Raw genomic sequence first — 24289 nt, 5'->3', positions numbered from 1 at the left:
CATCACATTATGCACATCCAGCACCTCTTGTCACACAATAGATAATTTTATGAATATTTTATGAATTATATCAAAGTGTCGGTTTACCAGTGTCTACCCAACCTGCTTATATACAGTCCCTAGATATATCATCCGATCCTTCATAAATATGTTCATAATAGGGCTGATTTTCCGGCACCATAACGGAAAAATGCTGTTCCATATCGCGACGAACAGAAGGATCGGCATTTTCATTAATCGTTAAAGAAGCCGACGTGTGCAACAACTGCAAATGCAACACCCCCACTGATACAGGCGCTAATTCATCTAGTGCCCTTTCAATATAATCAGTAATAAGATGAAAGCCTCGACGGCTTGCTGGTAACGTCACTTCACGTTGTTGCCACATAGTTTGCCTCTATTCTATAACATCGATTAATACTAGCTAATGACTTGGCTCAAAAGAGTCCCATTAGCTTGCGCTGCTTCTTTGGTAAACGGAAAAGCGATAATCGTAAGGATTGGGGCCTTCTGCTGCAAAAGATTCCTCAGCTAATAGTGTAAATGAAGGCCAATCCACCTCTGGAAAAAAGGCATCACCCTCGACCTGTGCGTCCACATGGGTCACATAAAGACGCTCGGCACGCTCCAACGCCAATTGGTAAATTTGCGAGCCACCAATCACCATGACCTCTTCTTGCCCATTCACAAGACAAATGTCTTCGCCTAAAGAAATAGCATCGTCTAACGTGTGTACAACGTCTACGCCATCAGCCTGGAACGCCTCATCACGAGTAATCACAATATTGCGACGACCCGGCAGAGGTTTACCAATGGACTCAAATGTCTTGCGCCCCATCACAATGGGTTTACCCATGGTGGCTTGTTTGAAATACTTTAAATCGTTTGGCAAATGCCAAGGCAAGGCATTATTGATTCCGATGGTTCGATTCGTCGACATCGCAACAATGAGTGATAGCATAAAAACACCCTTTAAAAATGACACCGCATCACGGCATTGGGTTAAGACAAAGTGAAGTTCTGATATAATCGTTGGCAATCATTATACTCATGGCAAACAAGAATGCATTTCTCATGCGTTACTACCTTTGCCAGCAACCAGACAAGGCAAGCCCATGAAACAATATTTAGACCTCTGCCAGCGCATCATAAATAACGGTGTATGGGTCAACAACGAACGCACAGGAAAACGTTGCCTGACGGTCATCAATGCGGATTTGACCTATGATGTCAGCAAAGGGGAGTTCCCTCTTGTGACAACTCGAAAAAGTTACTGGAAATCTGCCATTGCGGAAATTTTGGGGTATCTACGGGGTTACGACAATGCGGCCGACTTTCGAGCCCTTGGCACCAAAACATGGGACGCTAACGCCAATCAAAATGACGTGTGGCTAAACAACCCTTATCGCAAAGGCGAAGACGATATGGGACTATGCTATGGCGCCATTGGACGAGCATTTCCCAAACCGGATGGCGGTCATATTGATCTACTGCAACAAATCATCGACGATTTGAGCCGTGGTGTGGATAACCGTGGTGAGATTTTGACCTTTTATCACCCAGGGGCATTTCATATGGCGTGTCTGCGACCTTGTATGTACAGCCACCATTTTTCGCTACTGGGTGACACTCTCTATCTAAACAGCACTCAGCGCAGCTGTGACGTCCCTCTAGGCCTAAACTTCAACATGGTTCAGGTGTATGTATTGCTTGCCATTGTCGCACAGATAACCGGACATAAAGCTGGACAAGCCTTCCATAAGATAGTGAATGCTCACATCTATGAAGACCAGCTAGAGTTGATGCGCGATGTTCAGCTAAAACGCGAACCCTATCCACTGCCAACGCTGAAAATCAATCCTGAGATCAAATCCCTAAAAGACATTGAAACCTGGGTGACTTTGGATGATTTTATGGTGGAAGGCTACCAGTGCCACGAACCTATTGCTTATCCCTTTTCGGTTTAACCTCTCTCAAATTAAAAAAACGGTAAATCCGAAAGGGTTCACCGTTTTTTGTTACACGATTTCGCATGGTACCGAGACCGCTACACAACATCCTCTCGGCTTAGAAAAACATAATCCAGAATACGTTCACGCCCGCCCTGCTCTGCGGTTTTAATCGATGGAATATTATCGTTATCAATGTGTCCTATTAATACTCTGTCTTCTGTGTCATGGGTAAGCTGTTGGCATAAGAGCATTTGTGCTTTAGACGATAAATGCTGGCCTTGATAATCAGGCAAAATGGCTTTCTCGATCATCCAGTAGGCTTGAATAAACTCTCTAAGGCTCTCTTCATAAGCCATAAGACCCACCTTGGTCTGGCCTTGCATTATGATCATAACACTATCCATTTCGATCAATTCTTGCAGATAGTCTTTATCCGTTGGTGACAGTCTGTCTTTTAATTGAGGCATACGGCGATAAGCTTCTTGATAAGACACGTCAAGCGTATTTAGACACCATTGAAGGTCAGACATGACCGCCTTCTTGAGAACCAGATTATCTGGGCAAGATTCGAAAGAGTGATCACGTGTTGCTTTAGCAGGTAATGAACAGGCGTAAAAGCCCTGATCCCGAATGCCTTTGCCTTTTTCTTTGGCAGGTCGAAGCACGCGAATATGTTTGGCTTTCAACGGCTCCCATAATTTAAAAATGTGCTCCGCCGCCTTAGACGTCAATGGGCCGGAACTGGCTGCAAGCTCAATATAAGGGGCCTCTATATTCCCATTCAAAAAGCGCGGCCCCGTCAGATAATCCACTCCATCGCAGTGAATGACTTTTTGCAAAAAGAAATCTTGCGGCAACCCCAGCTCTTTAAACGGAAACAAAGCTGAAAAGTCCGCACTCTCACACCAGTCTCGTTGCTCGGATAAATAGGTTTCTAATCCTGACTTTAAGGTATTTGCCGCAATAGGAAGACAACGAAATGATTCATATAAATAATCAAACATACTACAAGGCTCCTACTTAAAACCTACTGTTAATTAGTCACACTACCGCCCACTTATAGCGCACTTTCTGACGCGCACCGTGGACATACCCTGGGTCTGTTTTTGGCACCACAACTTGATCTAAATACTCGGCACCTAACTTTTCAATAATGTTAATAGAAGGGGCATTATCAACTTCTGCGGTAATCAGTATGCTCGAATAGAAGTCTTGTATAAAAGGCTTAATCGCCAAACAAGCATACAGCGAATAATGCTTGCCTCGAAACGCTTCATTTATGGCATAACCAAGATGCCCTGCGCAGTTCTGAACATGGCTCGTATTGCCTATGCGAAAATTAATATGGCCGACTACTTCCCCTTTTTCATTCTCGATCAGAAAATGATGGAATGGCACTAATTCACTATCCGTTTTAGGAGGCTCTACATACTTTTCATGATTTAGCGTCACTGGCCCAAAAACCAACAAGTCGCCGTTCATTTTTTTTCCTCACAATTATTGATCGCCAAGTTCTCTAAATAAAAAAAACCAGCACTTGGCTGGTTTTATCATCATACATTTACGTGGTGGGGTACTGTTTCATTTTATAACCAAAGACAATCAAAATAATGCCGATAATGACCATTGGCAAAGATAAGACCTGCCCTTCTGTCACCCATCCCCAAGCAAGATAGCCGATTTGCGGGTCTGGCTCTCGCACAAATTCCGCCAATATACGGAAAATGCCGTAACACAATAAAAACAAGCCGGACACGCAGTAACGCGGTTTACTCTTTTTCGAGAAAAACCACAAAATACAGAACAGCAATACGCCTTCCATCGCAAACTGATACAACTGAGAAGGTTGACGAGGAAGATGCAAAGGATCTTTTGGGAAGATCATGGCCCAAGGAAGCGTACTTGGTTTACCCCATAATTCCCCATTAATAAAGTTACCAATACGACCCGCCCCCAAACCAATTGGCACAAAAGGCGCCGCAAAATCGGTAACATCTACCCAGTGTTTATTGTAGCGACGAGCAAAGATCATCATCGCAATAATGACGCCAATTAACCCACCATGGAATGACATGCCGCCATCCCAAATTTGAAACATGACTAAAGGATGCTTGATAAAAACGGGGAACTGATAAAAAAGGATATAACCAATACGTCCCCCTAAAATGACCCCCAATGCACCATAAAAGATCATGTCGCTGACCATTTCTTGCGTCCATAAGCCATTGGATTTCTTAGCACGATAATTTCCTAAAAGATACGCGCTAGCAAAGCCAACTAAGTACATAATACCGTACCAATGTACGGCAAGTGGGCCTATGGAAATGGCGACAGGATCAAAATCTGGATAAGCTATCATAGCGGTAGGAACAACCTTTTAATGTACGACTAAATTAATGCGTTGTGGTTTTCGCTGGACGCACCAAGCGTTCGATATTTGCTTCGCGCATTAATCGAGTCATGGTCTGAGTCACAGCGTCAGCATGAGTAAGATGAATCACTTGATCCAACATGTTTTGCGCTTGATCCATGGAGATATTACGGATAACCGCTTTCACTTTCGGTAAGCTGGTGGAACTCATCGATAGCACATCATATCCCATGGCCATTAATATGATGGCCCCCATAGGATCGCCCGCCATTTCACCACAAACACTTAAGTTTATCCCTTCGTTTTTCACTTGTTTTACAATCGAGTGCAAAGCGCGCAAAACCGAAGGATGGAAACAGTTGTATAAATCCGCTACACGAGGATTATTACGATCCACAGCTAACAGATACTGAGTTAAATCGTTGCTTCCCACAGACATAAAATCCACCAGCGAGGCAAGCTCTTTGACTTGATAAACCGCAGCGGGGATTTCGATCATCACGCCCACTTGGGGCATTTTAACATCGTAGCCTTCCTCTTTAATTTCCGCATAGGCTCGACGAATCAATGCCAACGCTTCTTCCACTTCGGCCACATGGGAAATCATTGGTAACATGATTTTTAGATTATGTAGCCCAGCACTGGCCTTAATCATGGCACGAATTTGCGCCATAAAAATCTCCAAGTGATCCAGTGTCACACGGATACCACGCCAACCAAGGAAGGGGTTTTCCTCGCTAATGGGGAAATAAGGTAACGATTTATCACCACCAATATCCAAAGTACGAACCGTAACTGGCGCAGGTGCAAAACCTGCTAACTGTTGACGGTAAATGTGCTCTTGTTCCGCCTCGGTGGGAAAGCGATCGCGCACCATAAAAGGCACTTCTGTTCGGTAAAGACCAATGCCCTCAGCACCACGATCCAGAGATCGAGCAATGTCAGCGGTTAAACCGGTATTCACATAAAGCGATAAACGGTAGCCGTCCAGAGTCACACAAGGTAAATCTTTAAGGGTTTCGTACTCTTCTTCTAACTGACGCTCTTCATCAACAATCTGTTGATAATTCTGTGTCAGGTGTTCAGAGGGGTAAGTGAAAATTTGTCCAAGGTAGCCATCTACAATCAAATCGACTTTATCAAGCTGAGAGTAGGGTAAGTCCAACGCCCCCATCACCGTTGGAATTCCCATAGCACGTGCTAAAATCGCCACGTGGGAGTTCCCTGACCCCATCACGGAGACAAGGCCTTTGATCTTATCAAGGGGCACTTCACCTAACATAGAAGCCGTCAATTCTTCCCCAATAATAATAGAGGGTTCATCAAAACGCTCTGCTAAATTAGGCGCCTTAGCCTGTAAGTGAGAGAGAATCCGACGGCCTAAATCTCGAATGTCTGACGCACGCTCACGTAAATAGGGATCATCCATGCGATCAAAATGCGCAATATGCGTTTGGATGACCTGTCTAAGCGCTCCTTGTGCCCAATTTCCCTCCTTGATCTTGCTTTCAACATCTTTAGACCAAGCATTGTCATCGAGGATTTTTAAATACACATCAAACAGCGCTTTTTCATCATTAGACAAATGCTGGCTAAGGCGATTACTGGCACGACGAATATCCTGACGAACCGCATCAAGCGCTTGATTAAATTCTTCGATTTCAGCGGCACAATCATCCACGGTACGATCTGGAATCACATCCAAATCCGCAGGCGGATACACTACCACCCCGCGACCAATGGCCACCCCTGAACTACCAGCAACCCCTTTATAGCGGAAATCCGACCCTGTTGGTGCAGCATGAACGCTTAAGCTCGTCATCGCGCCCGTGGCTTCTGCATGGGCAATTACCCCTGCAAGCTGAGCCGATAAGGTAATCAAAAAGGCTTCTTCACCCTCATCAAAGCGACGTTTATCTTCATGCTGAACCACCAGCACGCCGAGCACTTGACGATGGTGGATAATCGGTACCCCGAGGAACGAGCGATAACGCTCTTCTCCAGTACCTTTTAAATAGTGAAATGAGGGGTGTATATGCGCATCTTCTAGGTTAACAGGCTCGGCACGGCGACCCACCAAGCTAACCAAGCCTTCATCGGCTTTCAAACTGGCACTACCAGCAACATCCGCGTTCAAGCCGCGTGTTGCCATGAGAATGTACTCATTGGTATTGGGATCGACTAAATAGATAGAACACACTTCTGCCCGCATCGCTCTGCGAACACGTCGGACAATGATGTCCAACGCAACAGGCAATGATTGTGCTGCGGTCACCTCTTGAGTGATACGTCTGAGCAGGCTGAGCATGTTTGTGTTTTCCCCTAGCTAGTCTTTACTATTTTCTCTAATTTGCGATGGGCATTGGGGATCAGCTCCTTCAACGCTCGTCGATAGACATCTTTTTTAAACGAGACAACCTGGCCTAATGGATACCAATAACTCACCCATCGCCAACCATCAAATTCAGGGCATTCAGTATCATCAACGCACACGCAGGTATCCGCACATCGAATAGAAAGCAAAAACCACTTTTGCTTTTGTCCAATGCACAAAGGCTTACTATTATGCCGAAGCATGCGTTTGGGTAGCCGATAACGCAACCATCCTCGGGTTTTCCCCACGATTTCTACTTGATGAGGCTCCAAACCGATTTCTTCTTTCAATTCTCGAAATAATGCATCTTCTGGTGTTTCATCATGTTTTATACCGCCTTGGGGAAACTGCCAGGCATTTTGACCGACTCGTCTCGCCCAAAGAAGTTGGCCACGCTCGTTCATCAATATGATGCCCACATTCGGTCTATATCCGTCTGCATCAATCACGAGCTATCACCTTTTAACTTAAATACAAATTTGATTCATTGTTCCATAATTCGCCTTGCCGCACAATTAACAGACGTGTTATTTGTAGTTCTCAAGGTTATACTTTCTATCATTCACAATTCCAAATTCATAATCCCAAGGAAAACCAGTGACACTCGCAATATTTGATTTAGATGGCACCTTACTCAGTGGCGACAGTGATTATGCATGGGGGCAATTCTTAGTAGAAAAAAAACTGGTCGACACTCAAGCCTATAAAGAAGCCAATGATCGTTTTTTTCAACAATACCAAGCAGGCACTTTAGATATTCACGAATATTTAGCCTTTAGCCTAGCACCGCTTACCCAATTCACCCCATCAGAGTTAACCCAATTGCATCAGACTTTTATGGCAGAAAAGGTCGTTCCCATGATGCAAGAAAAAGCCAACGCCCTGATTCAAGACCATAAAAAACAAGGTCATTTTTTATTAATGATCACAGCCACCAATCAGTTTGTCACCGGCCCGATTGCCACCGCTCTAGGGATGGATCATATTATCGCCCCTATCCCAGAAGTCATTAACGGACAATACACAGGCAATATTGTTGGCGTACCGAGCTTTCAAGAAGGTAAAGTAACCCGCTTAAACGACTGGCTGAAAGAAACGGGTCATTCAATGGCGGGGAGCTACTTCTATAGCGACTCACGCAACGATCTGCCGTTATTAGAATTAGTCGACCACCCGGTCGCAGTTGACGCAGACGACGTTCTAAGCAAGATCGCTAAAGAGCGCGGTTGGCCGCATATTTCCCTTCGTCACTAAACAATAAACAACCAAAACAAAAAGCGCCTTTGCTCAGCGAAGCAAAGACGCTTGTTTACCATCAATAGATGGCCATAGGGACATTACAACCCCATATTGTTATGTATGCGATAGAACAAGGCTTTTAGGTATTCCGTTTCTTCGATTGCCGGATGAACCGGATGATCTGGTGCCTGTGTACCACGATAAATTAACTGCGAAAAACGCTCAAGTTGGCGCGAGTTGCTACGCACTATATCATGTAAACGGTTGGTCTCTAGATGCATTGAACAAGAGCCAGTCACTAAAACGCCTCCTTTCGCTACCAGACGCATCGCAAGCTGGTTGGCGCGATGATAAGCCCCTTCTCCCGCTTTGATATCTTTACGACGGGCAATAAACGCGGGGGGATCCATGACAACCACATCAAAGCGCGTTTTGTCGTCAATCAAAGACTGCATGGCATCAAACGCATCACCGTGCATAAGATTCGCATCGCCTTCGTATTGGTTCAGCTTTAAATTTTCATCCACGTGGCTTAACGCACTTTCTGAGGCATCGATAAAGGTGACGTCGGTTGCTCCAGCGGCCGCCGCCTGCACGCCCCAACCGCCCACATAAGAAAAAACATCCAGCACTCGCTTACCATCACAAAATCCTTGCATGGTTTTACGGTTTTCTCGGTGATCATAGAACCAACCCGTTTTTTGACCATCCCATACAGGCGCTTGAAACAAAACATCATTTTCTTGCAAAAAAACCAACTCAGGAACGGTTCCAAAAGCTTCTTCTACGTACGTCTCTAACCCTTCGATTTGACGCATTTTGCCATCGTTTTTTAGTAAAATTGCCGTCGGCTTGATGACTTCCTGTAAGGCTTCGACAATCTCGTTTTTCAAACGCTCCATGCCCGCTGTCGAAATCTGTATGACTAGGATATCGGCGAAGCGATCCACCACCAACCCAGACAATCCATCCGAATCCCCAAATACCAAGCGATAATAAGGACCAGAATAAACCATTTCACGCAACGACAAGGCAATTTTAATGCGATGCACCAAAGTGGATTTATTCAATACGGTATCCACACTTCGGCTCACTAATCGACCACAAATCAACGTATTAGGATTCACCGTCGCAATACCAAGAGGTTTTCCTTGTGCTGTTTCGACAACCACTTGATCGCCCGGTGTAAATTGCTTTAATGGCGTCTTATTGGTATCTATTTCATTACTATAGATCCATTGATGGCCTGCTCTAAGACGACGATCTGCTTGCCCTTTTAGTCGAATAACGCTCAAAATTTTCACCCAGTACATTTAAAAAGGGCTATTATAAAGCGTACAGTCTCAATTGCCATGTATTACGCTATTGATACCCTAATTGTCTTTGTTTGAAACGGTCTTTTTATGTCCTCAGAATTAAATGAAAATCAACTTAAACGAGTCCTTCAAGGCATTAGCATCCCACCACAACCTCAAGTGATGGTGGATCTTCATATGGAACAGGCCATGCCTGAGCCAGATATGACACGGATTGCTGAGATCATTTCACAGGATGTAGGCTTATCTGCTGCGGTGTTAAAATTCGTCAACTCAGCATTTTTTGGCTTACCAAGAAAAATCACCTCGATACAACAGGCTGTCATGTTACTTGGCGTGACCACTATCACCAATATTGTAAATGGCTTAGCGGTTAAGAGTGAATTGTCAGACGATGCCATTCAAGCCATGCATTCCTTTTGGGACAACGCAATGGATGTGGCCGCCGTTAGCGCCAGTCTTGCCAAACAATTGGGGTTCAAATATCAAGACGAAAGTTATGCCCTTGGCCTTTTCCACAATGCTGGCATCCCGTTAATGATGAAGCGCTTTGATGGCTATAAAGACGTTCTGATAAAAGGCTATCAGGATGAGAACTTTGAGCTGACCAATGTTGAGAACCAAACGTTTAAGACCAATCACTCCGTGGTTGGCTACTACCTCGCAAAATCTTGGGGGCTGCCAAAGAGCTGTTGTGCCGTCATCGCTTACCACCACCGAATTGATCGTTTATTTACCAACCGAGTACCGGGTGATACCACTAACCTGACCTTTGCAGCCATTTTGAAAATGTCAGAGCATATAGCCGGCACTTATAAACACTTGGGTTGTGCTGAAGAAGATTACGAATGGGATAACAATAAACATTTTGTGCTTGAACATTTGGACCTTACGGAATACGACTTTGAAGGGTTAGTCGAAGTATGTAGAGAACAAGGCATCGGTACTGAATAAGTCTCTGACGGTTAACCATTCAAATAACCACTCTAAAGAATTCAGCTTAATCAATATGCCACGGAAGGTGTGTCTATATTTGCTTACCTTAATCTCTACACAGACACCCCCATCCTTCTAGCCATCTACATCCATGTAAAGATCCACAAATGGACAATGCCTATTACTTAACATCGTCACCCGTTAATACATAATATGACTAAGCTCATTATCCAAGTTAAGTGCTTGGTCTACATCGTCTAGAGTGAGCGGTGTTATGCCCGCCGCTTTAACAACCGCTAATGGTAAACCTTCTTGAACAATCTCCACCTCACGCTCGTTCCGAATACAAGCATTGAGGTAACAAGCTAAATTTAAGATACAGGCTAAGGGCTGAGGAGGCTGCTGTTCAGCAAAAGGACGCTTATGATGCTTCACTGCTTCACCTAATTCCACGGGGAACTTCCATAAATCCAATAAAGCTTTACCCGCATCTTGTGTGGCAAAACCAAGCGCTTCCATTTCGATTCTAAATCGACTCCCTTTACCCTGCCTGACTTGATCCTGAATCGAAATGGCTAATTCAGGTTCAGCAAGGTGCAGCAATAGTCGTCCAATATTATGAACAATTCCCGCCGTAAAAGCCTCGTCATCGTCCACTAAACTTGTGCGTTTTCCCAACCACTGCGCTAACTCTGCGACCGCAAAGGAGTCATGCCAAAAGTCTCTTAAATCAAGCCCTTGAACACTATCAACCGAGTTCACAAAACCAGAGGCGATCACCATGGTTTTTAATTTATTCGTACCAAGAATAGCGATGGCTTCATCAATCGAATAGACTTTTCTGGACAGGCCAAAATAGGCAGAATTAACCGCGCGTAATACCTTCAAAGAAATGGTCTGATCATGTACCACTTTTTCCGCGATGACAGAGTAATGAGCATCAGGGTTGTTCAAGGCTTCGATCAACTCTAAAACGACATCGGGGACGTTGGGGAGCTTATCCGTTTGTTTTAATAATGTTGATATTTGCATAAAGCACTGCCTCTACTTCTTTATCAATAAGACAACATCAGCCTATGTAACAGTATGGACTTTGCAATCTCAAAAAAGTAGCGTTTTGCAATCCGACTCAATAATATTTATTTCGCTCCCTCAAAATTAAGAGAAAGAGGATAAACCAGCGGCTCTTGCCACCAGCTTTTGCTTCAACGCTGGCGAGTTATGAAAACCTGTCATTCCCATATTACGCAGCTGCACAATAATTGGATTTTGTGATGCAAACAAACGTTTGAAGCTTTCCATACCAGCAGCCATTGCAATATTATCCAGCATACGCGCACGCTGAAAACGTCTTAACACTCGAGATTGCCCAAGGTGCTCCCCACGCTTGTGCGCTTTTGTTAACACCGCAACCAGCGCTTTTACATCGCCAAAACCCAAGTTCGCGCCCTGCCCTGCTAGCGGATGAATGGTGTGTGCAGCATCACCAATCAAGGCAATACCGGATTTTACATACTGCTTCGCATGCCGCTGACGCAGCGGAATTGCATAGCGTTTCGTGGTTAACCCTAATACCTTAAAGCGCTTACCAATGGCGTAATGCAAACGGGTAGCAAACGTGTTGTTATCCAGTGCCATCAAGACATCACTTTCTTTAGGCGGCACCGACCAAACAATTGAGACGAAGTGTCGATCATCTACATCCGGCAGAGGGAGAAACGCCAAAATCCCCTCTTCACCAAAACACTGCCACGCTGTGTTCTCATGGGAATGGTCTATTTCTAAGGTCGCAACAATCGCATGATGACCGTAATCCCACTCCACCGTATCGAACGCATTTTGCGTTCTCAGTAAAGACAAGGCACCATCTGCGGCAATCAGGGTTTGCGCTTCTAACGGGAGACCAGAAGCCAACGCCACCTTAACACCCGCGTCACTTAACTCATGGGATTCCAGTGTTTCTGAAAAATACAAATCGATGTTTGACTCTTGTTTAGCTTGCGCTATTAAAGCATCACATAAGACATTATTTTCGACTAAGTGCCCTAATTCCGGCATGGCGGCCTTTTGCGCATTAAAATCAATATAGCCTTGACCTAAACCATCCCAGACAACCATATTGTTGTAGGCCGCCAGACGATTTTGATCAATACGCTGCCACGCCCCAGACGACTCAAGGAGCGCCTTAGATTGACTAGAAATGGCACTGACCCGAGCATCATAACTGGGCGGTGTAGACAGCGGATAATATCCGTCGTTCTTATCAATGATCGCAACACGTAACAATGACTGAGCAAGCAAAATTCCAGCGAGGGCGCCAACCATACCGGCTCCGACCACTATTACATCGTATTGCTTTGCCATCTTTACTGCTCCATTTGTCGTGATTAATCAGGTTACTGCAGCCTATCAGTTGACTAGCAACGTCACAGGCTGACTAGTTTTATCATATTGATTGTTATCGGTTTTCAGCCATAAAGGCTTCTATTTCCGCAATCTCTTTTGGCAGGCCATGGGTGAGTACATAAGGCCCTTCTTTGCGGATCAAAATATCGTCTTCAATACGAATACCGATACCACGCCACTTTTCATCTACGGATTCATTATCTGGTGAAACATAAAGACCAGGCTCTATGGTCAGGGTCATGCCTTCTTCCAATAAGCGGGATTCACCATTGATTTTATAGGCGCCACAATCGTGCACATCCAAGCCTAACCAATGTCCCGTATTGTGCATATAGAAATCACGGTAGGCTTTGCTTTCGATCAGGGAATCTACTTCCCCTTTTAGCAATCCATGTTCGACCAAGCCCTGCGTCAACACTTTTACCGCCGCATTGTGATACGCCTCATAAGGTGTCCCCACATTAAGCTCTTTCATACCAGCATGATACGCATCTAGTACTACCTGATATAAGATGGCTTGGGGTTCGGTGAATTTCCCACTGGCCGGAAACGTACGGGTAATATCCCCAGCGTAGCCGCCATACTCCGCTCCCGCATCAATCAAGACGAGATCATCTTGTTTAATGGTTTGGTCATTTTGGATGTAATGCAATACACAAGCATTACTGCCAGAAGCAACAATATTGTTGTACGCAGGTTGACGCGCGCCAGACTTCATAAAGACATAATTTAATTCGGCCTCTAGCTCGTACTCTTTCATACCAGGGCGAACGGTTCTCATGGCTTGCTTATGCGCTTCCACACTGATTTGAGCCGCTTTTTCCAATAAGACAATTTCTTGTTCGTCTTTGTGCAAGCGCATATCAGCAATATAGGGAGTCAAATCAATCAAACCAGTCGGCGCGATCGCCCCCGCACGTGCACGGGCAGCCAATTGATCGCGCCAGCCCATCAACTGTTGACGAAGATGATCATCACCAAACAAAAACGCGACATGGTCCGCACCGTCTAAAAATGCCAATGCTGTCTTATCCAGTTCATCAATGGCGGCGGCTTCCTTCACACCAAATTCCTTAATCGCGCCCTCTACACCATAACGAAAGCCATCCCATTGCTCTCTTTCCGGGTCTTTAGGCAAAGTTATCAGAAGGGTATCGCCATTGTTCTTGATCAAGGCGTAAGCACTAGGCTCAGGAAACCCCGTTAAATAGAAGAAACTACTGTGAGGACGAAATTCGTATTCACAGTCATTATTACGAGTAGCAAGCTCACCCGTGCGAATAATGGCAACCGCATTGTTTGGCAGTGACTCAATCAAACGCTGACGACGAGCTTGGTATGTTTGCTTATCTATTATCAGACTTTCAGTATTCATCCTACTCTCTCTTATATTGATTGGCTGTCCATCACGTCAGCCAGCACGGGAATATGTGATTAGTGTATTGAGGATTGTTTGGTATGATCTACATTCGGATTCACTTCATGGTGCTCAGAATAGAGCATCATGGCCGACAAACGGGCGTATTCAACTAACTCGGTCAAATCCGCTTCATTGTCATTATTCTCTTCTAAGGCTTCCATCTGCGCTTTCATGCCAGAAATATTGGCTAAGTCGCGCAATATTTGCTTTGTCTCTTCGGATAAATCTTTCTTTTGACCCGACAAGCCATAGCCTGCTAGGAAACCATGTGCCCATTGGGATAATGTTGTTCCACGCTCGCTTAGGGGAGAATCATCGTCACTGATACAAGGTACGAGGGCGTATTCGCCGTTTTGAAACAAGGTCAACGTCGCCGTATAAAGTTCTACAATTGCGGAACGGCTCGCCTCTTCTTTCCAGCCTTCGATATCACAAAACTCTACTACCATGGTGAGCCAATCCTCTAATGGCAAGGCAACACCAGATGCCAGATAGCCACATAATTGACCATGCAATTCGGCAGGTGAAGCGGCAATGGATTCGGTGACAAACACGTCAGCAATGAGGTCAAAATCTAACGCGTCTTTTAACATTTCTGTGGACATAGAATGTCTACCTATTTCTGTTCACTTTAAGAAAAGCCCATATTACTCTTGAAACATATCGCTTGTGAAACGTAGCGCTTTTGAAATCAGAGCAAAGTCTGTAAAGCAAGAAGCCGTACCCGACTCAGGCACGGCTCACTATTTTATACTATCCATTTAGATAATAGAGGCTGTTGCAAAACTACTGTGCTTGATAATTCAGTGTTAAAAATCGCCTCAAAATGCTCATTTATAGGTATAAACTCTGCTTTTTCAGCGATTTTTGCCTTGCCTTATCTTCGCTCGCTACCTTTTGCGACACCCTCTAATATGGGGAAGTATTATGAGAGTTTCAAGCCAGCTGCTTAAGGCCTGACTCGAGTGTTTGCAAAATCAAGGTGTTGATTGTCATCGGGCCCACGCCACCAGGAACAGGCGTATAAGCGGCCACACGGTCAACCAATGGCGCCAGTTCAATGTCTCCTACACCACCAGGATGGTAACCCGCATCCACAACGATAGCGCCATCTTTGATCCATTCGGCTTTAATAAACTCCGGCTTACCTACCGCTCCAACGATCACATCCGCTTGTTTAATAAAGTCGGGGAGATTTTGCGTACGAGAATGGCAAATGGTAACTGTCGCATTGGCATTTAGCATCATCATCGCCATTGGCTTACCCAAAATGGGACTACGACCCACAACTACAACGTGCTTACCTTCCAAGTTTATATCGTAAGCTTCCAGCAAACGCATAATTCCAGCAGGCGTCGCGGCACCATATGCGGGTTCTTGCATGGCCATACGACCAAAACCAAGACAAGTCACACCATCGACATCTTTATGAGCGGCAATCGCATCAAAACATAAGCGTTCATTAATTTGTTCTGGCACAGGATGTTGAAGCAAAATACCGTGCACATCCGAGTTGTTATTCAATTCTTGAATTTTGGCAAGCAGTTGTTCAGTGGTGGTGGTCTCGGGTAATTCAATCGCCATCGAGTCCATACCAACACGACGGCAAGCATTGCCTTTCATTTTTACATAGGTCGCCGAAGCTGGATCCGCTCCAACAAGAATGGTTGCCAAAATAGGGGTGCCGCCAGTGCGCTCTTTCAGCTGTGCAACTTGAGCTTGCAGACGGGTTTCGGTTTCTTTGGCGCAAAGCTTGCCGTCAAGAACCTGTGCAGTCATGGATGAACTCCTGCAAAATTAATAAGTGGTGGATTGAGGGAGAGGCATTATACCTCAACTTTTTGCTGGATAGGCAGCTTGGCGTTTTTTTCTTCTCTGACAAAACCTGAAACGACATTAAGCTGGTTCAATATGATCGACCAATAGCTGTAAATTGCGCTGGCCCCGAAACTCATTGATATCCAGTTTATAGACCAAGTGCGCTTGCTTGCACTGCTCATTAGGCCACTGTTCCAAGTCCACAAAAAAGCGAATCGCATCCAGTAGTAAGCCACTATGGGGTTCACGCACCATCAACTTCAAATGCTTTTCCCCCACAAGGCGCTGCTGCAAAATATCAAAGACCCCATCAAAACTCGGCTCTGGAAATGCTTGCCCCCAAGGCCCAGATAAACGCACTTGCTCGGCAAAACTTAAACTGAAATCTTCAGGCGCCAGAGGCCCATCGGTCCAGGCAACGGCTTCCAGCTGTTCTGGCGTCACCCATTCACTGATAATGACATCAAATGCCAAACGAAACGCGTAATAATGGGACTCTTTGATCGACATGCCAGCGGCCATCGCATGACCACCAAATTTACTCAGCAACTGTGGATAACGCTTTGCCAATAAATCCAACGCGTCACGAATATGCACCCCAGGTATCGAACGAGCAGAGCCTTTAAGCTCATCCTCTGAAACTCGCGCAAAAGCAATCACCGGACGATGACACTTCTCCTTCATCCGTGAGGCTAAAATCCCGATCACCCCTTGATGCCAATCTGGGTCATAAAAACACATACCATTAGGCATGGCTTGCGCATCCTCTTTCAGAGAGGCCAATGCCAATTCAGCTTGCTCTTTCATGTCCGCTTCTATGACTTTTCGCTCTCGGTTGAATTGATCTAACTGCTGAGCCAATTGACGTGCTTGATGAGAATGCACAGCAAGCAAACACTCTATTCCCACCGACATATCGTCAAGGCGTCCAGCCGCATTGAGCCTTGGGCCAACCACAAATCCCAGGTCAGACGCCTTTAATTGTGTATGGTCACGACGCCCAACCTCTAATAGAGCCAAAATGCCAGGACGAGCTTGGCCCGCTTGGATACGTTTAATACCTTGCTGCACCAAAATGCGGTTATTACTGTCCAAGGGCACCACATCCGCAACCGTCCCTAACGCCACCAAATCCAAATACTCCGCCAAATTCGGTATAGCAATATGTTGCTCTTCGAACCAATGGCGACGCTTGAGTTCGGCACGCAACGCACTCATGACATAAAAAATTACCCCAACACCCGCCAGATTTTTGCTTTCAAAGCCACATTGTGGATGGTTGGGATTGACTATCGCATCAGCTTGCGGCAGCGCCGCACCCGGTAAATGGTGATCCGTTACCACCACCTTCATACCATAGGACTTTGCAGCGAATACCCCATCGATACTGGCAATACCGTTATCCACCGTGATCAGGACAGCAGGCTGTTTGTCTTTTGCCACTTCAACAATCTCGGGCGTGAGACCATAACCAAACTCAAAACGGTTAGGAACCAAATATTCCGGCGCAATGGCTCCCATTGCCTCTAAAGCCAATATGCCTAAGCTGGTACTGGTGGCCCCATCTGCATCAAAATCCCCGACAATAAGAATTTTTTGACCTGCGACAATAGCATCCGCCAAAATGTTCGCGGCATCGGTTAAGCCAAAAAGAGGCTCCGGGCGCATTAAGCGCGGCAGCCGATAATCCAACTCATCAACAGAGCTGACTTCCCGAGACATCAATACTCGCTGCAAGGTCGGAGACATGGTGCTGGGAAAATGATTTTTTTTCGTTAATAAAGGGCGACGTTCAATGCGCATAAAACTCTAGACAGTCCACAGATGAAAATTCATTCAGTGCTAGATAGTAACACAAAGCGTTAACCTAAGGCTGACAGAGTCATGACCTATTCATCAACATAGCACAATTGATTAACGTCTTTTTTACCTAAATCCGCGTCCATTTCCATTGCAATAGCGTAAAACTTCGCAAGACTTTCTTACACTAATGAAATAAAAAAGGAAGGATATAGGTTTATCTAATAATCCAAGCCTCTTTTACACACATTGTCGATATTCCAATGCTACGATTAGCCGCTTTTTTGATTTGGGCAAGAACCTGTGTTCAATCCCCCTATGCCCAAAGATAAAGTGTTTAAAAATCTAAAGATAAAAATTGAGCTTTCTCTTTAACACTTATCGGAAAAAATTATGACAACTTATACCCAAGATGCGGCAAAAGGCCAGCCAAATTACCGATTTGCGCTTACTGCCTTAACATCATTATTTTTCATGTGGGGTTTTATCACCTCGCTCAACGATATATTGATTCCCCATTTAAAAGGAGTCTTTGATCTCTCCTATACCCAAGCAATGCTGATCCAATTTTGCTTCTTTGGGGCGTACTTCATTATCTCTGTCCCGGCCGGTAACCTGGTCAAAAAAGTAGGTTTTCAACGGGGTATTGGCATTGGTTTGATGATTGCTGCCGCTGGCTGCTTATTGTTTGTTGCTGCTGCCAAAGCACAACTTTATATTGTCTTTTTAGGGGCGCTGTTCGTACTAGCGGCAGGCATTACCATTCTTCAGGTTGCAGCGAACCCACTTGTTACCGTAATGGGCCCATCAGAAACCGCCTCTAGCCGTTTAACACTTTCTCAAGCCTTTAACTCGTTAGGCACTACTGTCGCCCCATTAGTGGGTGGTGCTTTATTATTTACCGTGGTCGGTCAATACGCCAGTAAAGCACAAGAAGCGGAAAGTGTTATCGTTCCATACATCGGCTTAGCCGTTATTCTATTAGCACTGGCCTTTATCTTTACTCGTATCCATCTGCCTAAACCTGAAGAAGAACAGGTAGACGACACTGCGGCGCCCTCTATCAGTATTTTAAAACATCGTCATTTGGTGTTAGGCGCAGTTGGCATCTTTATGTATGTTGGCGCGGAAGTGTCCATTGGTAGCTTATTGGTTAACTTCTTTGGTTTAAAAAATATCGCCAACTTGCCTGAAGCCACAGCAGCCCATTACGTAGCTTACTACTGGGGTGGTGCAATGGTTGGTCGCTTTATTGGCGCCGTATTAATGCAACGTTTGTCTGCTGGCAAACTGCTTGCGATCAATGCCTGTGTCGCGATTTTGCTCTTGATCAGCACCATTATGAATGACGGTCACGTGGCTATGTGGTCTGTGTTAGTGATTGGTTTATTTAACTCCATCATGTTCCCAACCATCTTCAGTTTGGCCTTAAAAGACTTAGGCCCTCAAACAAGCCAAGGCTCGGGGTTACTTTGTCTTGCCATCGTGGGTGGTGCCATTTTGCCTGTGATTCAAGGTTCGCTTGCTGATCACATTGGTCTACAAGCCTCTTTCATCATGCCAGTGGTTTGTTACTTGTACATTGCCTACTATGGTTTGATTGGCTCAAAGCCAGTTAAGAACTAAGCCTGTAGTAAGCCACTTCAATAAAAAATCCCCCAACACCAAAAGTGATGGGGGATTTTTTTTTATAAGCAAGACAGTTAAAACCTTACCAATTTACTAACAAGCGTCATCTTCCTATTAAGACAACCCTGCGGGATATAAACGTGACAGCAAGACAGGTACCACGGTTTCGACACGTAAAATCCGTTCTCCAATATGCACTGACTCCATTCCCGCTGCTAGCCATTTGGCTACCTCAAACTCGTTCCAGCCGCCCTCTGGGCCAAGAGCCAACACACTTGGCTCATGAAGATTCACAGGACAAGCTTGAGCTTGATAAGGATGCGCTAACAGCCCCCTCTTTCCTTCCAGAATCTCAGGCAACTGATCTTCAACAAAAGGACGGAAACGAGGCACCAAATGACACTTAGGCATCATGGTGTCCTTTGCTTGCTCTAAGCCTTCCAAGAGGACTGGCTCAATGACATCAAGCTGCACAACAGGACTTTGCCAATAACTCTTTTCCACTTTCGCCGAGTGAATCAGGTAAATCTCTTTCACGCCCATTGCACTCATATTTTGCAATGTCCGCTTTAACATATTCGGGCGAGGCAACGCCATCACAACCACTATAGGCAAGGGTGCTGGCGGTTCTAAGGTAAGCGAGAGGGAATGTATAGTGCCAGTGCCATTAACACGATCGCCCTTGGGCTCCTTATCTGGCGCTTGATACACCCCATCACCCATCTTGCCATTTAGTAATCCCACACGAAGCACATCTCCTGATGAGGCCTTGATGACGTTACTAATGTGTAATTGTTGGCGGTCAGACAGCGCATACACACCCTCCCCCAGAGATTGCTTAGGGTCTAAAATAATGAGATTCATAGATTGATTTACTTATTGGAAATGAAAAGAGCCCGCGTCAACCAACGGGCTCTCTAACGGTTAGATATTGTTGGAGACAAACGCTTGAACGTCACTCAAGCTATTATCGAGCACCGTATAAGACTCTTCACGTTCGAACAAATCTTTCATGTGCTCAGGCAACACAGGTGTTTGACAACCAGCTTTCTCTACCGCTTCTGGGAACTTCACCGGATGAGCCGTTGCTAAGGTAATCATTGGGACCGATGCATCTTTGCGGCACTGACGAGCTGCTTCAATGCCAATCGCCGTATGAGGGTCAAGCAGATACTGAGTATCAGCAAAGACTTTCGCGATCACTTCACAAGTCTTCTCATCATCGACTTTGTAACTGTCAAAGTGCTCTTTCACATAAAACCAAGCCTGATCATTCAGCGATACATCGCCTTTATTAAAGCGCGACATTAAATCATCGATCGCAGCACCATCACGGCCATGAGCATCAAATAGCAAGCGCTCAAAATTACTGGACACCATAATGTCCATGCTAGGCGATAGGGTCACATTCAGAGATTGGCGACTCATATCGTTTTGTGCAATAACACGATGAAGAATATCGTTTTGGTTTGTCGCAACCACCAGTTGATCAATCGGCAAGCCCATTTTCTTCGCCAAATAGCCCGCAAAAATATCCCCGAAATTTCCGGTTGGTACAGAGAAAGACACTTTGCGATGTGGGGCTCCAACGGACAAAGCAGACGAAAAGTAGTAAACGATCTGCGCCATAATGCGCGCCCAGTTGATCGAGTTAACCGCCCCTAATTTAGCGCCATTTAAGAAGGACTGATCCGCAAAGCTGGCCTTCACCATACCTTGGCAGTCGTCAAAATTGCCTTTTACCGCGATATTGAAAACATTATCGTCAATGACTGTGGTCATCTGGCGACGTTGCACTTCTGATACACGTTGATATGGATGCAAAATAAAAATATTTAAGTGATCAGAATGACGACAACCTTCAATGGCAGCAGACCCAGTATCACCCGAGGTTGCGCCCATAATGACTAATTTTTCATTACGTTCAGATAAAACGTAATCCATCAAACGACCAAGTAATTGCAGTGCAAAATCTTTAAAAGCCAAGGTTGGGCCACGGAATAACTCGAGAACCCATTCGTTGTTGTCCGTTTGCACCATAGGAGCGATGGCATGATGGTTAAAGTTCTCATAAGCATCGTGAATCATGGACTTAAACGCATCCGCTGGGATATCGCCCTCCACAAACGGCCACATAACGTTAAACGCTAGTTCTTGGTAACTCAGGTTCGCCCAAGAGGCAATCTCTTCCTCACTATATTGAGGCAAGGTTTCTGGTACGTATAAACCCCCATCGTTCGCCAATCCAGCCAACAGCACGTCACTAAAAGACAGGGCAGGCGCTTTACCACGAGTAGAAATGTATTTCATATCTTGTTCTCTCTTATGCCAAGTTTTCAACACGAATGCGCTGTACAGTTCCTGCGACATCCGGTAAAGCTTCGATGGAAGCAATCGCGGCATTCATATTTCGTTCTTTCACATCATGCGTCATGATCACCAGAGGCACCAGTTCACTGCCTTCACGCTCGCGCTGGATAATGGATTCGATACTAATCTCATTCGATGACAAGATTTGGGTAATGGTTGCCAATACCCCGGCACGATCTTTAATGGTCATATTCAAGAAGAAGCCACACTCAATTTCTTCTACTGACAAAACGTCCGTATCAGACAACGCATCGGCTTGGAAAGCCAAATGTGGCACACGGTTATGGGGATCCGCCGTTAACGTACGGGCAACATCGATGACATCGGCCACCACAGAGGATCCGGTAGGCAATCCGCCCGCTCCCGCACCATAGGTCAGTGTTGGGCCAACCGCATCCCCTTTGACCATGACGGCATTCATCACGCCATTCACATTGGCCAACAAATGTTTATGGGAAATCAGCGTAGGATGAACTCGCAATTCAATACCTGTTTTGGAGCGACGCGCAATACCTAGGTGTTTTACGGCATAGCCTAAATCATCAGCAAAGGCCACATCTTCTGCCGTAATGCGACTGATACCTTCGGTGTAGGTTTTCTCAAACTGCAGAGGTATGCCAAAAGCGATGGACGCCAGAATCGTCAACTTGTGTGCGGCATCAATGCCTTCAATGTCAAAAGTCGGATCGGCTTCGGCATACCCTAATGCTTGGGCTTCAGCCAACACGTCATCAAAATCACGACCTTTTTCACTCATTTCAGACAGAATGAAGTTACCAGTACCATTGATGATGCCTGCCAACCATTCAATACGGTTCGCCGACAAGCCTTCGCGCAAAGATTTAATAATGGGAATACCGCCAGCGACCGCCGCTTCAAAGGCAATCATAACGCCTTTTTCGCGAGCTCGGGCAAACAGCTCATTGCCATGCTCAGCAATCAAAGCTTTGTTCGCCGTCACAACGTGTTTACCGTTCTCAATCGCCGTTAATACCAGTTCTTTCGCTACGGATGTGCCACCGATCAACTCCAGCACAATATCAATATCTGGGTTGTTGGCAACATCAAAAATATCACGAGTCACCTTAATTCCCGTGGTATCACAAGCATCATTATCACGCCGGGTACCCACTTGCTCGATCACAATACTGCGGCCAACACGCCTGGTAATCTCTTCGGCATTCCTGCGAAGAATATTAAAACTGCCAGACCCTACTGTTCCCAGCCCACAAATCCCGACTTTTACCGGTTCCAAAACTACACCCCACAGAGACAGTTTATTTTTTATAAGACTCGTTCAAAAATTGCCATTTAAGATCATTATACCGCCACCATCCAGCAAACCCAACGCTGAAACAACTGAAGACACTGCATGTTTGGTGGAATATTTTGCAATAACACTATAACCCAAGTTCTTTTGCTAATACGTTCGCGGGCAAATAACCAGGCACAAATTTACCATTACTCAAAATCATCGTTGGTGTACCACGAACCCCAACGTCATTACCTAAATTGTAATCAGAAGCAACGGGGTTAGCACAGGTATTTTCAGGGATATCTTCCCCCTCTGTCGCTTTCGTGAACCATTCCTGAGGGTTATCAGAACACCATACACTGACCATTTTTTTGTAAGCAGGAGAGCCGATCCCGGCTCGCGGATAGGCAAGGTAGCGAACAGTAATCCCCATTTTATTTAATTCCGGCACCTCTTTGTGCAGCATACGGCAGTAAGCACAATCCACATCCGTAAAAACGGTTATATGAGCTTTTTCATTTTTTGCTTTAAACACAATCATTTTGGAAAACGGTAACGACTCAATTTTAGCCAGTTTCTCTTGCTGAGTTTCATTCTCGATTTGCGAGCCGTCAATTTTATACATATCTCCAACAATGAAATATTTTCCATCAGGACTCATATGCAACGTTGGACCATCTTTTAGTTCAACGGTATAGAGATTTATCCCCTTATGAAACGCCATACTATCAATCGAATATTGCGGTAAAGCGCGTTTAATCGCCGCTTTGACTTCATCCGCCCCCGCTTGCGCGGCATTAGAAAACAATACAAAAGAAAAAAGAGAAGCAAGAGTAACAAAGAACGATACTCGAGATAGAAGCGAACGAGGATTCATCATGAACACCTTAAATAATCAAAATACAAAGACTATTAGGCCACAATAGAGCATATTGGTTCCATAAAAAAAGGCGACTTTCGTCGCCTTTTTTTAATGCAGAAAAATTAACGTTTCGCCAATTTTTCTTTAATACGTGCTGATTTACCAGAACGCTCGCGTAGGTAGTAGATCTTAGCCTGACGCACGTCACCGCGACGTTTCACTTCGATGCTTTCAACCAATGGGCTGTAAACTTGGAAAGCACGCTCTACACCGATACCGCTAGAGATTTTACGAACGGTAAATGCAGAGTTAAGACCGCGGTTACGCTTAGCAATTACAACGCCTTCATAGGCCTGTAGACGCTCGCGTGAACCTTCTTTTACTTTAACTTGGACAACAACAGTGTCACCAGGGCCAAAGGCTGGGACATCTTTTGTCATCTGTTCAGCTTCAAGCTGCTGAATCAGTTTAGTTTTATTACTCATGGATGTGACTCCTAATGATATGGTTTCTTATCAGCATGAAGGTTCTTCTGTCTGAT

At 45.2% G+C, this 24289-nt stretch carries 23 protein-coding genes; 4 read left to right on the top strand and 19 right to left on the bottom strand.

Annotated elements, in window-relative coordinates; genetic code table 11:
• Positions 1 to 106 precede the first annotated feature (106 nt).
• Both AC0VYI_RS04535 and AC0VYI_RS04530 read right to left on the bottom strand, forming a co-directional pair.
• On the bottom strand, positions 107 to 388 hold the full coding sequence (locus AC0VYI_RS04535; RefSeq protein ID WP_475447599.1) for a secondary thiamine-phosphate synthase enzyme YjbQ: 282 nt from the start codon (positions 386 to 388) through the stop codon (positions 107 to 109).
• Positions 389 to 451: 63 nt separating this feature from the next.
• Complete coding sequence (locus tag AC0VYI_RS04530) at positions 452 to 961, bottom strand: dihydrofolate reductase (protein ID WP_475447597.1); 510 nt, start codon at positions 959 to 961, stop codon at positions 452 to 454.
• 154 nt (positions 962 to 1115) lie between these two features.
• Here AC0VYI_RS04530 and AC0VYI_RS04525 point away from each other — a divergent pair, with 154 nt between their 5' ends.
• Positions 1116 to 1967: a thymidylate synthase gene (locus tag AC0VYI_RS04525; RefSeq protein WP_199477920.1), complete on the top strand. Its 852-nt coding sequence runs from the start codon at positions 1116 to 1118 to the stop codon at positions 1965 to 1967.
• Between the two features lie 80 nt (positions 1968 to 2047).
• Here AC0VYI_RS04525 and AC0VYI_RS04520 read toward each other — a convergent pair whose 3' ends face one another.
• The 5 genes from AC0VYI_RS04520 to AC0VYI_RS04500 form a co-directional block, all read right to left on the bottom strand.
• Positions 2048 to 2956: a hypothetical protein gene (locus AC0VYI_RS04520; protein WP_475447596.1), complete on the bottom strand. Its 909-nt coding sequence runs from the start codon at positions 2954 to 2956 to the stop codon at positions 2048 to 2050.
• Between the two features lie 37 nt (positions 2957 to 2993).
• Positions 2994 to 3434, bottom strand: a complete 441-nt coding sequence (locus AC0VYI_RS04515) for a GNAT family N-acetyltransferase (RefSeq protein WP_067343111.1) — start codon at positions 3432 to 3434, stop codon at positions 2994 to 2996.
• A 79-nt stretch (positions 3435 to 3513) separates the two neighbouring features.
• Positions 3514 to 4311 carry a prolipoprotein diacylglyceryl transferase gene (lgt, locus tag AC0VYI_RS04510; protein ID WP_199477923.1) on the bottom strand — a complete coding sequence of 266 codons (798 nt, stop codon included), beginning with the start codon at positions 4309 to 4311 and terminating at the stop codon, positions 3514 to 3516.
• Between the two features lie 34 nt (positions 4312 to 4345).
• Complete coding sequence (gene ptsP, locus AC0VYI_RS04505; protein ID WP_199477924.1) at positions 4346 to 6631, bottom strand: phosphoenolpyruvate--protein phosphotransferase; 2286 nt, start codon at positions 6629 to 6631, stop codon at positions 4346 to 4348.
• A gap of 14 nt (positions 6632 to 6645) precedes the next feature.
• The gene (locus AC0VYI_RS04500) at positions 6646 to 7146 is read right to left on the bottom strand and encodes an RNA pyrophosphohydrolase (protein ID WP_067019447.1); all 501 of its coding nucleotides are present in this window, start codon (positions 7144 to 7146) and stop codon (positions 6646 to 6648) included.
• Between the two features lie 148 nt (positions 7147 to 7294).
• Here AC0VYI_RS04500 and AC0VYI_RS04495 point away from each other — a divergent pair, with 148 nt between their 5' ends.
• On the top strand, positions 7295 to 7951 hold the full coding sequence (locus AC0VYI_RS04495) for a histidinol-phosphatase (protein WP_475447593.1): 657 nt from the start codon (positions 7295 to 7297) through the stop codon (positions 7949 to 7951).
• Positions 7952 to 8034: 83 nt separating this feature from the next.
• Here the strand turns inward: AC0VYI_RS04495 and AC0VYI_RS04490 are convergent, their stop codons facing one another.
• Complete coding sequence (locus AC0VYI_RS04490; RefSeq protein WP_475447592.1) at positions 8035 to 9231, bottom strand: class I SAM-dependent rRNA methyltransferase; 1197 nt, start codon at positions 9229 to 9231, stop codon at positions 8035 to 8037.
• Between the two features lie 108 nt (positions 9232 to 9339).
• Between AC0VYI_RS04490 and AC0VYI_RS04485 the strand changes: the two genes are divergently transcribed.
• Complete coding sequence (locus AC0VYI_RS04485) at positions 9340 to 10206, top strand: HDOD domain-containing protein (protein ID WP_475447590.1); 867 nt, start codon at positions 9340 to 9342, stop codon at positions 10204 to 10206.
• Positions 10207 to 10389: 183 nt separating this feature from the next.
• Here AC0VYI_RS04485 and AC0VYI_RS04480 read toward each other — a convergent pair whose 3' ends face one another.
• From AC0VYI_RS04480 to recJ, 6 genes are all read right to left on the bottom strand, one after another.
• A complete protein-coding gene (locus tag AC0VYI_RS04480; RefSeq protein WP_475447588.1) occupies positions 10390 to 11220 on the bottom strand; it encodes an HDOD domain-containing protein in 831 nt (276 codons plus the stop codon).
• 126 nt (positions 11221 to 11346) lie between these two features.
• Positions 11347 to 12552, bottom strand: coding sequence for a UbiH/UbiF/VisC/COQ6 family ubiquinone biosynthesis hydroxylase (locus tag AC0VYI_RS04475; protein WP_475447586.1), 1206 nt, complete (start codon positions 12550 to 12552; stop codon positions 11347 to 11349).
• Between the two features lie 94 nt (positions 12553 to 12646).
• The gene (locus AC0VYI_RS04470; protein WP_475447584.1) at positions 12647 to 13969 is read right to left on the bottom strand and encodes an aminopeptidase P N-terminal domain-containing protein; all 1323 of its coding nucleotides are present in this window, start codon (positions 13967 to 13969) and stop codon (positions 12647 to 12649) included.
• A gap of 59 nt (positions 13970 to 14028) precedes the next feature.
• Positions 14029 to 14619: a UPF0149 family protein gene (locus AC0VYI_RS04465; protein ID WP_199477930.1), complete on the bottom strand. Its 591-nt coding sequence runs from the start codon at positions 14617 to 14619 to the stop codon at positions 14029 to 14031.
• 331 nt (positions 14620 to 14950) lie between these two features.
• The gene (gene folD, locus AC0VYI_RS04460) at positions 14951 to 15793 is read right to left on the bottom strand and encodes a bifunctional methylenetetrahydrofolate dehydrogenase/methenyltetrahydrofolate cyclohydrolase FolD (RefSeq protein ID WP_199477931.1); all 843 of its coding nucleotides are present in this window, start codon (positions 15791 to 15793) and stop codon (positions 14951 to 14953) included.
• A 117-nt stretch (positions 15794 to 15910) separates the two neighbouring features.
• Positions 15911 to 17635, bottom strand: coding sequence for a single-stranded-DNA-specific exonuclease RecJ (recJ, locus tag AC0VYI_RS04455; RefSeq protein ID WP_475447581.1), 1725 nt, complete (start codon positions 17633 to 17635; stop codon positions 15911 to 15913).
• 390 nt (positions 17636 to 18025) lie between these two features.
• On the opposite strand from recJ, the gene AC0VYI_RS04450 reads away from it, so the two are divergent.
• Positions 18026 to 19258, top strand: coding sequence for a sugar MFS transporter (locus tag AC0VYI_RS04450; protein WP_199477933.1), 1233 nt, complete (start codon positions 18026 to 18028; stop codon positions 19256 to 19258).
• Between the two features lie 117 nt (positions 19259 to 19375).
• Here the strand turns inward: AC0VYI_RS04450 and AC0VYI_RS04445 are convergent, their stop codons facing one another.
• The 5 genes from AC0VYI_RS04445 to rplS all read right to left on the bottom strand — a co-directional run bounded on the left by AC0VYI_RS04445 (position 19376) and on the right by rplS (position 24233).
• On the bottom strand, positions 19376 to 20125 hold the full coding sequence (locus tag AC0VYI_RS04445; protein ID WP_475447579.1) for a 16S rRNA (uracil(1498)-N(3))-methyltransferase: 750 nt from the start codon (positions 20123 to 20125) through the stop codon (positions 19376 to 19378).
• Between the two features lie 60 nt (positions 20126 to 20185).
• Positions 20186 to 21571 (bottom strand): threonine synthase, encoded by a 1386-nt coding sequence (thrC, locus tag AC0VYI_RS04440; protein ID WP_475447577.1) that lies wholly within the window; start codon positions 21569 to 21571, stop codon positions 20186 to 20188.
• Positions 21572 to 21584: 13 nt separating this feature from the next.
• Positions 21585 to 22886 (bottom strand): homoserine dehydrogenase, encoded by a 1302-nt coding sequence (locus AC0VYI_RS04435; RefSeq protein ID WP_475447575.1) that lies wholly within the window; start codon positions 22884 to 22886, stop codon positions 21585 to 21587.
• Positions 22887 to 23031: 145 nt separating this feature from the next.
• On the bottom strand, positions 23032 to 23766 hold the full coding sequence (locus AC0VYI_RS04430) for a thioredoxin fold domain-containing protein (protein ID WP_475447573.1): 735 nt from the start codon (positions 23764 to 23766) through the stop codon (positions 23032 to 23034).
• Positions 23767 to 23870: 104 nt separating this feature from the next.
• Positions 23871 to 24233, bottom strand: coding sequence for a 50S ribosomal protein L19 (gene rplS / locus AC0VYI_RS04425; RefSeq protein ID WP_199477937.1), 363 nt, complete (start codon positions 24231 to 24233; stop codon positions 23871 to 23873).
• Positions 24234 to 24289: the final 56 nt, after the last annotated feature.

Source organism: Marinomonas sp. 63XJN7_9_ISO-PGPR-S23-217 (assembly GCF_056173515.1).
Note: the sequence above shows the minus strand (reverse complement) of the source record. Positions and strands in the feature narration are given on the sequence as shown.

Bases quoted from the DNA above. Each gene is read 5' to 3' on its own strand.
- recJ (WP_475447581.1), bottom strand. From the start codon at position 17,635: ATGCGCATTGAACGTCGCCCTTTATTAACGAAAAAAAATCATTTTCCC.
- AC0VYI_RS04470 (WP_475447584.1), bottom strand. From the start codon at position 13,969: ATGAATACTGAAAGTCTGATAATAGATAAGCAAACATACCAAGCTCGT.
- AC0VYI_RS04450 (WP_199477933.1), top strand. From the start codon at position 18,026: ATGACAACTTATACCCAAGATGCGGCAAAAGGCCAGCCAAATTACCGA.
- thrC (WP_475447577.1), bottom strand. From the start codon at position 21,571: ATGAAATACATTTCTACTCGTGGTAAAGCGCCTGCCCTGTCTTTTAGT.
- rplS (WP_199477937.1), bottom strand. From the start codon at position 24,233: ATGAGTAATAAAACTAAACTGATTCAGCAGCTTGAAGCTGAACAGATG.
- AC0VYI_RS04520 (WP_475447596.1), bottom strand. From the start codon at position 2,956: ATGTTTGATTATTTATATGAATCATTTCGTTGTCTTCCTATTGCGGCA.
- ptsP (WP_199477924.1), bottom strand. From the start codon at position 6,631: ATGCTCAGCCTGCTCAGACGTATCACTCAAGAGGTGACCGCAGCACAA.
- AC0VYI_RS04485 (WP_475447590.1), top strand. From the start codon at position 9,340: ATGTCCTCAGAATTAAATGAAAATCAACTTAAACGAGTCCTTCAAGGC.
- folD (WP_199477931.1), bottom strand. From the start codon at position 15,793: ATGACTGCACAGGTTCTTGACGGCAAGCTTTGCGCCAAAGAAACCGAA.
- AC0VYI_RS04480 (WP_475447588.1), bottom strand. From the start codon at position 11,220: ATGCAAATATCAACATTATTAAAACAAACGGATAAGCTCCCCAACGTC.
- AC0VYI_RS04525 (WP_199477920.1), top strand. From the start codon at position 1,116: ATGAAACAATATTTAGACCTCTGCCAGCGCATCATAAATAACGGTGTA.
- AC0VYI_RS04475 (WP_475447586.1), bottom strand. From the start codon at position 12,552: ATGGCAAAGCAATACGATGTAATAGTGGTCGGAGCCGGTATGGTTGGC.
- AC0VYI_RS04515 (WP_067343111.1), bottom strand. From the start codon at position 3,434: ATGAACGGCGACTTGTTGGTTTTTGGGCCAGTGACGCTAAATCATGAA.
- AC0VYI_RS04535 (WP_475447599.1), bottom strand. From the start codon at position 388: ATGTGGCAACAACGTGAAGTGACGTTACCAGCAAGCCGTCGAGGCTTT.
- lgt (WP_199477923.1), bottom strand. From the start codon at position 4,311: ATGATAGCTTATCCAGATTTTGATCCTGTCGCCATTTCCATAGGCCCA.
- AC0VYI_RS04530 (WP_475447597.1), bottom strand. From the start codon at position 961: ATGCTATCACTCATTGTTGCGATGTCGACGAATCGAACCATCGGAATC.
- AC0VYI_RS04430 (WP_475447573.1), bottom strand. From the start codon at position 23,766: ATGATGAATCCTCGTTCGCTTCTATCTCGAGTATCGTTCTTTGTTACT.
- AC0VYI_RS04465 (WP_199477930.1), bottom strand. From the start codon at position 14,619: ATGTCCACAGAAATGTTAAAAGACGCGTTAGATTTTGACCTCATTGCT.
- AC0VYI_RS04445 (WP_475447579.1), bottom strand. From the start codon at position 20,125: ATGAATCTCATTATTTTAGACCCTAAGCAATCTCTGGGGGAGGGTGTG.